This is a genomic window from Methylibium sp. (genome assembly GCF_013817365.1).
GTDB lineage: Bacteria > Pseudomonadota > Gammaproteobacteria > Burkholderiales > Burkholderiaceae_C > Methylibium.
In genome coordinates this window covers 1-9360 of record NZ_JACDCU010000125.1, presented here as the reverse complement: position 1 = coordinate 9360, position 9360 = coordinate 1, and the positions used below count along the sequence as shown (strand labels likewise).

Sequence of the window (9360 nt, the reverse complement as noted above, 5' to 3'; positions counted from 1 at the left end):
GGCCTGCTGGGTCTGCACCCGCTGGGAGACTGGGGCGCGCGCTGGCTCATGGTCGATGTGCTGTGGGCCATCCTGGGTGGGCTGGCCATCGGTGCGGCGCTGGGCACGCTGATGGGCCGGCTCGTCCTTTGGCTGCGCTTGCGACACCAGCAGGCGGTCGGTTACGACGACTTCCTCGCATTGGGGCTCATCGCCTTGTCGTACGGCGTGGCGCTGTCGGCGACGACCTACGGATTCCTTGCGGTCTTTGCGGCTGGTGTTGCGCTGCGCCGGGTCGAACGCAGGGAGACCCGCGCGAGCCGCGGCGAATCGGACGCTCCCGCACCAAAGCCCGAGGCCGTCGTCGAGCAGTCGCTGACGAACCCGACACCGCCGATCGACGCAGATCATGTCGCGACGCACCCCGCGCACGCACCGGCCTTCATGGCGCACGCCATGCTCGGCTCCACAGAGCAGATCGAGCGAATCGGAGAAGTCGCGGCGGTCGTGCTCGTGGGTGTGATGCTGTGGATGGTCGACTGGTCGCTCGTTCCCTGGTGGTTCGTGCCGGTGCTGTTCCTGGTCATCCGCCCGGTGTCTGTCGCGGTGGGGCTGGCGGGCACGTCCACCGACCGCTCCCAACGCCGCCTGATCGCCTGGTTCGGCGTGCGCGGTATCGGCTCGCTGTATTACCTGGGCTATGCCATGACGCACGGCCTCGATCCGACCGTCGCGCGGACGCTGGTCGCATTGACGCTATCGGCCGTGGTGGCCTCGATCGTCGCGCACGGCATTTCCGTCACACCCCTGATGGCGCGATACGACAAGATGCGCAAGCGCGAGCGCCGGTCGATGAATGACAACCCTTAGTCGAGGAACATCCGCACGACAGGCCCCCTGCTCTGCAGGAGGCCTGATGCGAACGCATCGATCCGCCCCGCGGACGCTCACACCGGCGGCGGATCGACCTCGCGTTCGAAGTGGCGGTGCTTGCCCAGCGCCCCGATGAACGCCTGAATGGCGCTCGTCACGCCGCCCAGCGGCTCTGCGGCATCGGGCTCGACCGGCGGTGCGACGACGATGCCGGGGTCGGCGCTGCCGTCGGGCAACTGCGCCGAAGCGTTCGCTGCTTCGAGCAAGGTGGTGGCGCTACCGAGCACCAGCATCGGCTTGCAATGGCGATACTGGTCCTTGACGAATTCCACCGCCATGCCCAGGCCGGCAAGCGCCGCCTGCGCAGCGTCGCCGTCGGGCAGCACCACGGCGTCCCACAGCACCGAGGGCATCGATTCGAGCGTCGCCTCCACGTGAATGGGTTCGCCCGACGCCGCCATGACCTGGCCGAGCCGCGCGCCCAGGAAGCGCGGCGCGGCGCCGGCCTGCGCGAGTGCCGTGTGTGCGGCGCGAAGGCTCAGCGCATCGACGCCATCGCACACCAGCAGCGCCACGCGGCGCGCCCCGATGCTGCCGTCGCCGGGCCGCGCGAAGAGCGACAGGCCCGCGGACGACTCGACCTCGGGCTTGGGCGGATTCGGCAACGCGCGCTGTTGGCCTGCCGGCAGTGCCATGCCCAAGCCGTCTGCCACGCCGAGCGCCAGGTTCTCGTCCACGTTCACCAGCAGCGAAAGAATGCGCTCGCGGATCGCCGGCGTCTGCACGCGCGTCAGCTCGAAGCGGAATGCCGCGATGATGTGCTGCTGCTCCACGGCCGTCTGGCTGCGCCAGAAGAGCGTGGCCTGCGTGTAGTGATCAGCGAACTTCTCGGGCTTGCCACGCAGCTTTTGTGCGTCGGGAATCGGCTGCGGAAACGGCACGAAGCCCGTCGTCACGCCGGCCTGAAACGGGCAGCCGCCGGCCAGCGAGTTGGGCTCGTAGGCCACGCGACCGCGCGGGATGGCCTGGCGCTGGAAGCCGTCGCGCTGGTTGTTGTGCACCTCCACGACCGGCGCGTTGATCGGGATCTGGTTGAAGTTGGGCCCGCCCAGGCGCGAGAGCTGCGTGTCGTGATAGCTGAAGTTGCGCCCCAGCAGCATTGGGTCGTTGGTGAAGTCGATGCCGGGCACGACGTGCTGAGTACAAAAGGCCACCTGTTCGGTCTCGGCGAAGAAATTGTCGGGGTTGCGGTTGAGCACCATGCGCCCGACCGGGCGCAGCGGCACCAGTTCCTCGGGCACGATCTTCGTGCAGTCGAGCACGTCGAAGGTGAAGCTTTCCGCCTGCTCCTCCGTGAAGACCTGCAGCGCCAGTTCCCATTCGGGGTACACGCCTGCCTCGATGGCTTCCCAGAGGTCACGGCGGTGGAAGTCGGAGTCGGCGCCGTTGATCTTGACGGCCTCGTCCCAGGTAACCGAGTGCGTGCCCGCGGTGGGCGTCCAGTGGAACTTGCAGAACACCGATTCGCCGGCCGCATTGACGAGCCGGAATGTATGCACGCCGAAGCCCTGCATCATGCGGTAGCTGCGCGGGATGGCGCGGTCGCTCATGGCCCACATCAGCATGTGCGTGATCTCGGGCGACAGGCCCGCGAAGTCCCAGAAGGTGTCGTGCGCGCTGGCGCCCTGTGGCATCTGGTTGTGCGGCTCGGGCTTGGCGGCATGCACGAGGTCGGGGAACTTCATCGCATCCTGGATGAAGAAGATCGGGATGTTGTTGCCGACCAGGTCCCAGTTGCCTTCGTCGGTGTAGAGCTTGACCGCGAAGCCACGCACGTCTCGCGTGAGGTCGGCCGCGCCGCGTTCGCCCAGCACGGTGGAAAAGCGCACGAAGACCGGCGTGCGCTTGCCGGCCTCGGTGAAGGGCGCCGCCTTGGTGATATCGGTCAGCGGCTGATAGCACTCGAAGTAGCCGTGCGCGGCTGATCCCCGCGCATGCACCACGCGCTCGGGAATGCGCTCGTGGTCGAAGTGAGTGATCTTGTCGCGCAGGACGAAATCTTCCAGCAACACAGGCCCGCGCAGGCCGGCTTTGAGGGAGTTCTGGTTGTCCGCGATCTTCACGCCCAGGCTGGTGGTCAGCGTCTGGCCGCCGGAGTCCACGCGCACGCGATCGAGCGATTCGGCCGCCGGGTTGTAGCCGGCCTTCGGGACGCCGTCGCCGACCTTCCCGGACGCGGTGTCCTCGGTCACGGTGCTGGCCGTGTCGATCTCATTGGGCGGTGTGGTCGATGCGCCGGTCTTCGGTGCGAGCGCGCTTTCATGGCCGTAATCGACGGCCTTGAGCGGGTTGTCGGGCAGCGCCATGCCCATCGCATCGGCGCCGAGCTTCTGGCTGGCCAGGCGCCGCTGCGGCTCGGTCTCGAACTTCTGTTCGTCGCCGGCAGCCAGACCGGCGCTCGAAGGGCCGGACACCGTGGCGAGCATGGAGCCGACAACATCTGTCGGGGCGGCCGGCGGACCCGAAGCCGGCCGGCGCGCCGCTGTTGACGGTGCAGACGCCGGATTGGTTGAGGACGCGGATGCGGGCAGGGGGGACTTGGGTTTGCGCGTGGCCATGATGTCTTTCTTCGATGAATGAGGTGCGCGCCCGCGCTCACCGGAGCACAGTTCGCAGCCGACAGTCGTTGGCAATCTCCATACCCGAAACGCAAGAGCGGGCAAAACCGGGCCCGTCAATTGCTTTCGGAAGGATCGCGAGCGGTTCCGGCCATGGTGGCTTCCGCTCTCGCTTCGTCAAACCTGGAGAACTCAACATGAACAAGACCCTTTACGCATGCGCTCTCGTGATCGGCCTCGGCGGCCTCGCCATGAGCGGCTGCGCGGTCACCAGCGGTCAGAGCAGCGTCGGCGAGTACATCGACGACAAGACCATCGCCACGCGCGTCAAGGCCAACTTCGCGAAAGACGACAAGGTCAGCGCGATGCGCATCGACGTCGGTTCGGTCAACGGCATGGTTCAACTTTCCGGCTTCGCCACCACTGCGGCCGAGAAGGCGCGCGCTGCAGAGATCGCCCGCAGCACGCCCGAGGTGAAGGGTGTTCGCAACGACATCATCGTTCGCCCCGCGAACTGAAGCATTGCGCAGCTTCACGAACCCCAGGAGAGTGAAGCTGCGCGAGTCGCCGGTTCGCCCCGGCGGAAAGAGAAGGCCTCGGCCACCCGCAAAGCGATTTGCCGGTGGCTTTTTCTTTTGTGCTTGCGGGTTTCTCGCGGTGCCCAAAACGGCGGGAAAAGCGGGTGTTCAGCCCGCTCTGCCCGCCGCCGGATCGACCTGAATGCAAGCGACGACGCCGGCGCTTACGGCAATTCCTACCGAAACGCTTTGCACGACGGTGCCGTTGCGCCGCCGAAGATCGCGGAAGTCGCGAGGCCGCGATGGCATGTAAGCTGCAAGATTCCCCTTCTCCAAAAAAGTGATCGCGAGGCCTGTGGTGCCATTCCGTCGTGTCATTGATCGGCGCGAACGTGCGCTTGCCTGCGCGGTGCGCCGGTGAGCCTGCCCGACTCGTCGCCGCTGCCCACGCCGCCCAACTGGGTCGGCAAAGGGCTGTTCTGGATTGCGCTGGTCTTCTTCATCAAGCTTGGCCAGCCGCTGCTGTTGCCCATCGTCGTCGCGATCGTGCTGACCTTCGTGCTGGCCACGCCCGTGCGCCTGATGCGCCGCCGCGGCATCCCCGAAGTGGCCGGCGCCGGCCTGCTGGTGCTGGCCTTGCTGGGCGGCGCGGGGCTGCTCGGCAGCATGCTCGTCAATCCGGCCGCGTCGTGGCTGGAGCGGGCGCCCACCACGCTGCAGCAGGTGATCGACCAGTTCGATCGGCTGCGCTCCACCATCCCGCTGCTCGCGCTGCCGCCCAAGCCGACCCCGGAGCCCAGGCAGCCGCCAGCGACGCTTTCGCGCCTCGAAGCGCGGGCGGCGGCAAGCGCCGCGCCACCGGAGCCACCACCCGATCCGCTCAAGGACAAGATCGCCGCTGAGAGCGTCGAGCTCACCGGCGCCGTGCTCGGGAAAAGCGTCACGGTCGGCATCTCTGCGGCAGCGGTGGTCATCCTGCTGTACTTTCTGCTCGCGTCGGAACACTGGATGCTCTCGCGCACGGTCGAGGCGATTCCGCGGCGACGCACGCGCGCGCTGGTGCTCGGCGGCGTGCGCAGCGCACAGCGCGAGATCGGCCACTACCTGGCCGCGCTGGCCGTCATCAATTTCTGCGTCGGCCTCGTCACCACCGGCGCGATGATGGCGCTGGACCTGCCCAGTCCCGTGCTGTGGGGCACGGTGGCCGGCGTGCTCAACTTCATTCCCTACATCGGGCCGCTGATGATCACCGGCGTGCTGCTGGTCGCCGGCATCCTGTCTTTCCCCACCGCGGACCTGATGGTGGCCCCCGCGGCCGCTTTCCTGCTGATCCACGCGATCGAGGCCAACCTGATCACGCCCTGGTTCGTCGGCCGCCGGCTTTCACTGAGCCCGCTCGCGGTGTTTTTGTCGGTGATGTTCTGGGGCTTCATGTGGGGCATCGCCGGCGCCATCATCGCGGTGCCGATCCTCGTGGGCATCCGCACCGTGTGCAAGCGCAACCGCCGGCTGCGCCTGCTCGGTGTCTACCTCGAAGGCAACAAGGCTGCGCCGCCGTCGCTGCGCTCGCTCCTGCGCAAGCGGCGCCGCACCTACGAGGTGTCGGACGGCGTGGGGCATCGGATGGGCAGCACCGGGGTGTCCGACAGCCTCGCGCAGCGCATGGCCGCCGGTGCTCCGTCCACGACCGATCACCGAACCGATCCGCCGAGCCCTCCGGCGCAGCCCTGAGGCGCCTGAGCGGACCGCAATCAGCCGGCCGCCGGCGCCCCCACCTCGGCCAGCACCACCGCCAGGAAGTGCGGCGGCGAGATCGGCTTGGTTTCCACGCGCGTGTAGCCGGCCTTGAGGGCCTCGGCGCGCTCGGTCTCGCCGGCATAGGCGGTCAATGCAATCGCCTTGACCGGCAGCGGCCGGCGCTGCAGCCGGCGCATGAATTCCAGCCCGTTCATGCCGGGCATGCCCAGATCGCTGATGACCAGATCGAAGCTGCCGTGTTCGGCCGCGGTGAGCGCCTGCTCGGCGTTGTCGAAGGCGCGCACCACGGCGCCCTGCTGGCGCAGCAGCACCGACAGCACCTCCAGCGAATCGGCCTCGTCCTCGAGCACGAGGATGCGCCGGAAAGTCAGCGGCGCCGCATGGGGCGCTGCCAGGTCCTGCGCGCCCGTCGCGCTGCCGTTGACGGAACTCACGGCCGCGGCCGTGGCCGCGTCGGTGGCCGCTGGCCGGGCCGGCGCTTCACCGGACTGCGCATCGGGCTGCTCGAGGGTCGGCAGGTGCACGCGCACCGTCGTGCCCAGGCCGGGCCCGTCGCTGTGCACGGAGGCGCGCCCGCCGTGCAGCTCGACGAGGCTCTTGACCATCGTCAACCCCAGGCCCAGCCCGGCATGCGAACGCGTGCCGGAAGCGCGCTGCTGGAGGCGGTCGAAGAAGTGCGGCAGCACCGCAGGCGCCACGCCCTCGCCGCTGTCGCGGATCTCGATCAGCGCCGTGTTGCCGTCCACCCGCTCTAGCACGACCCACACGTCGCCGCCCAGCGGCGTGAACTTGACGGCATTGCTGAGCAGGTTGCCGAACACCTGTTCGAGTCGGGCCGAGTCGCCGTTGCAGGGCACGCCGGTGGCGATGTCCTCGGTGTGCAGGCGAATCCACTTGGCCTGCGCGAGCGGCGCCGCGGTGGCCAGCGCGCGCTGCAGCGCCGCGCTCAGGTCGCAGGGCTGGCGCTCGAGCCGCAGGCTGCCGCTGACCACGCGGTTCATGTCGAGCAGCGCATCGACGAGCACCGCCTGCGCATGCGCATTGCGGCCGATCGCCTCGGCCGCGCGCTGCAGCAGCGCCGGGTCGGCGCCCACGCGAGTGAGCAGGTGGGCCCAGCCGGTGATGGCATTGAGCGGCGTGCGCAGCTCGTGGCTCAGGTGAGCGAGGAAGTCGTCCTTGAGCGTGGCGGCACGCTGAAGGGCGGCGCTTTGCTCGCGCTCGGCCTCCAGGTGGCGCGTCGGCACGGTGGCGTCGACCGTCATGACGGCCAGGCGCTCGCCCAGGGGCAGCACGAGCGTCTGGTAGCTGCAGGTGCTGCGGCCGTGTTCGTCGCGCCGGAACTCGCCGCGCCGCGGCTCGCCGGCGGACAGGACCTCGCACCAGTGGGTGAAGCGCGCGCGTTGGAAGCGGTCGGCCCGCTCGCCGAGCAACGGCTGGCCGACGAGCGCTTCGGCGTTGCGGCCTAGCAGCGTGGCTGCCGCGGGGTTTGCGTACTCCCATACGAAGTCGACGATGCGCCCCTCCTTGCCGCCGCCTTCGCGCACGGCGCGCAGCAGCTCGAAAGCGTCCGGCGAGCGTTCCTGTGCCGCGCGGAACAAGGCCTGCACCTCGGCCTCGCGTGCCTGCTGGGAGCGCAAGGCGCTCACGTCGCTGACGGCGCTGCGCAGGCCGACGGTGCGCCCCGCTGCGTCGCGCAGCGCAACGATGCAGTGTTCGTAACACCGCGCCTCTTCGCCCGGCGCGCCGGGCGGCAGCGCCACGTCGATGCGCTGCGGCTCGCCGCTGTCGAGCACCTGGCCGAGCGCCGCGCGCAGGCGCAGGGCATCGGCGGGCGCGCACAGCGCCTCGGCCGGATGGCCGAGCAGCGCCGCCTCATCGACGCCCGGCGGCGGGTTGTAGAGCCACGTGCAGCGCAATGCAGGGTCGAATTCGAGCAGCATCACGCCGGTCGATCGGAGCGCCCCCGACAGGCGCTGCTGCGAAAGCGACAGCGCCTCGGCGCGCTCCTGCGAACGCTCGCGCGCACGGCGCAGCGACTGCGCCAGCGCCGCATTGAGCAGGCCGAACCCGAGGATCAGCCCGACCGCCACCAGCGTGGGCTCGTTCCACGCTGCGCCGGCCAGCACCGGCAGCAGCAGCGCCAGCACGCCGGTCACCAGCGCCCCGGCCCACCAGCCGCCGTACCAGGCGGCCACCATCACGGCCGGGTAGGCCGGCACGAAAGCCATCGGCATGCCCAGCCGGCTCGTCAGCCCCCACTGGGCCAGGGCAGCCAGCACGGTGACAACCAGCGCGACCGCAATGCGGCCGGTGCGCGAAGGTGCTCGCGGGGTGGAAGCGACGGGGGGCGCGGCGAGGGATGGACGAACCGATTCCAATGCCGGCCCCGGCTCGCCGACCAGCATGGGCGCGAAGGGTGGCGAAGCCGAGACGGAAGTGTCTTGAAGGGCAGCAGCCTGCTCCGAACTCCGGGTGGGGGTCGCGCTCATCGTTGCGACGGGCAGGCTCGTTCTTTCATGCGGCATCCTTGCATACAAAGGCCGCGCACAGCCACAGCGGCTGGTGCAGAACGACTGCGGGCGGTCAAGCAATCGACGTGCCGCGACTCGTGCATGCCTTGGACTTGATCACAGGGCGGGCCACTGCATCAGCCACGACGACCCGCTTCTTCCCGGTCCCCTGTCGTCGCATGGGCACGCCGGCTGCTGCTCCGGGCTGCTGCCGCCACGTGCCGGGCGGTGGCAACACCGCCCGGCCGCTGCGCAGCAATCACCGACTTTGATGCTGCAAAAAAAGGATCCGCGTGACTCAGGAGACGGGCCCTCACCCGGCTTCCCATGCAACGTCGATGACCCGCGGGCCCCACCCCGCCGGGCGCAGCGCCCAGGTTCGACGGCTGCCGTTGGCGCGCGGCGTGCGCACCGGGCCTTTAGAGCCGAAGGAGCCACCCGTTGCGGGCAGTGGGATCGTCGTTTCGCCGCCCCGTTATGCGCTGGCTCACGCATTGACACGCAGCCTCGGCCAGCCGCTGGTCAGCGGCAATCGCGTCGAGTTGCTGCGCGGTGGGGAGTCGGCCTGGGCGGCGCTGTTCGAAGCGATCGACCGCGCCCGCGAGCACATCAATCTGGAAAGCCCGGCCTTCATCGCTCCGGCCGTGGCCGCCTCGCTGGCGCGCAGGCTCATCGCCCGGGCCGGTGCCGGCGTGCGCGTGAACCTGCTGCTCGACGGATCGCGGTCCGGCGCGGCGCGCGATGCCACGCTGCTGCGGCAGGCAGGCATCAACGTTTGCGCGTCGCGCTGGCTGGCGCGAGCGCAAACCTGGCTGGGCCGCACGGCCCAGCGCCACACGCAACGCAGTCTGAGTCTGATCGTCGTGGACGGGCACGTCGCCTTCCTCGGCGGCTTGGCACCCCCGCGCTCGCCCGGCGCCGGCAGTTGCCTGCGCATCGAGGGGCCGGCCGTGGCGCTGCTGCAGGACCAGTTTCTGACCCACTGGCGCCACGAGTGCGGCAGGGCGCCACCGCAGGCCCGCTACTTTCCGGCGCTGAGCCCGCAGGGCCCGCATCGCACCGGCTTGGCCGCGTGTGAAGCCGGCTGGCAGGCCCGGCCGCTGC

Annotated in this window: 4 protein-coding genes and 2 pseudogenes; 4 read left to right on the top strand and 2 right to left on the bottom strand. The window is 69.5% G+C overall.

Annotated elements, in window-relative coordinates:
* Window positions 1-849, top strand: a pseudogene (locus H0W38_RS09710) (sodium:proton antiporter); the annotation flags it as partial.
* A gap of 77 nt (window positions 850-926) precedes the next feature.
* Here the strand turns inward: H0W38_RS09710 and H0W38_RS09705 are convergent.
* Window positions 927-3338 (bottom strand): catalase, encoded by a 2412-nt coding sequence (locus tag H0W38_RS09705; protein WP_292453299.1) that lies wholly within the window; start codon window positions 3336-3338, stop codon window positions 927-929.
* Between the two features lie 329 nt (window positions 3339-3667).
* Between H0W38_RS09705 and H0W38_RS09700 the strand changes: the two genes are divergently transcribed.
* On the top strand, window positions 3668-3988 hold the full coding sequence (locus H0W38_RS09700; RefSeq protein WP_292453301.1) for a BON domain-containing protein: 321 nt from the start codon (window positions 3668-3670) through the stop codon (window positions 3986-3988).
* A 417-nt stretch (window positions 3989-4405) separates the two neighbouring features.
* Complete coding sequence (locus H0W38_RS09695; RefSeq protein ID WP_292453297.1) at window positions 4406-5719, top strand: AI-2E family transporter; 1314 nt, start codon at window positions 4406-4408, stop codon at window positions 5717-5719.
* A 20-nt stretch (window positions 5720-5739) separates the two neighbouring features.
* Here H0W38_RS09695 and H0W38_RS09690 read toward each other — a convergent pair whose 3' ends face one another.
* Complete coding sequence (locus H0W38_RS09690; RefSeq protein ID WP_292453294.1) at window positions 5740-8235, bottom strand: ATP-binding protein; 2496 nt, start codon at window positions 8233-8235, stop codon at window positions 5740-5742.
* A gap of 359 nt (window positions 8236-8594) precedes the next feature.
* On the opposite strand from H0W38_RS09690, the pseudogene H0W38_RS09685 reads away from it, so the two are divergent.
* A pseudogene (locus H0W38_RS09685) lies at window positions 8595-9360 on the top strand (hypothetical protein); the annotation flags it as partial.

Excerpts from the sequence above, each read along its gene's own strand:
- H0W38_RS09705 (WP_292453299.1), bottom strand. The coding sequence starts at position 3,338 with ATGCTCGCCACGGTGTCCGGCCCTTCGAGCGCCGGTCTGGCTGCCGGC.
- H0W38_RS09700 (WP_292453301.1), top strand. The coding sequence starts at position 3,668 with ATGAACAAGACCCTTTACGCATGCGCTCTCGTGATCGGCCTCGGCGGC.
- H0W38_RS09690 (WP_292453294.1), bottom strand. The coding sequence starts at position 8,235 with ATGAGCGCGACCCCCACCCGGAGTTCGGAGCAGGCTGCTGCCCTTCAA.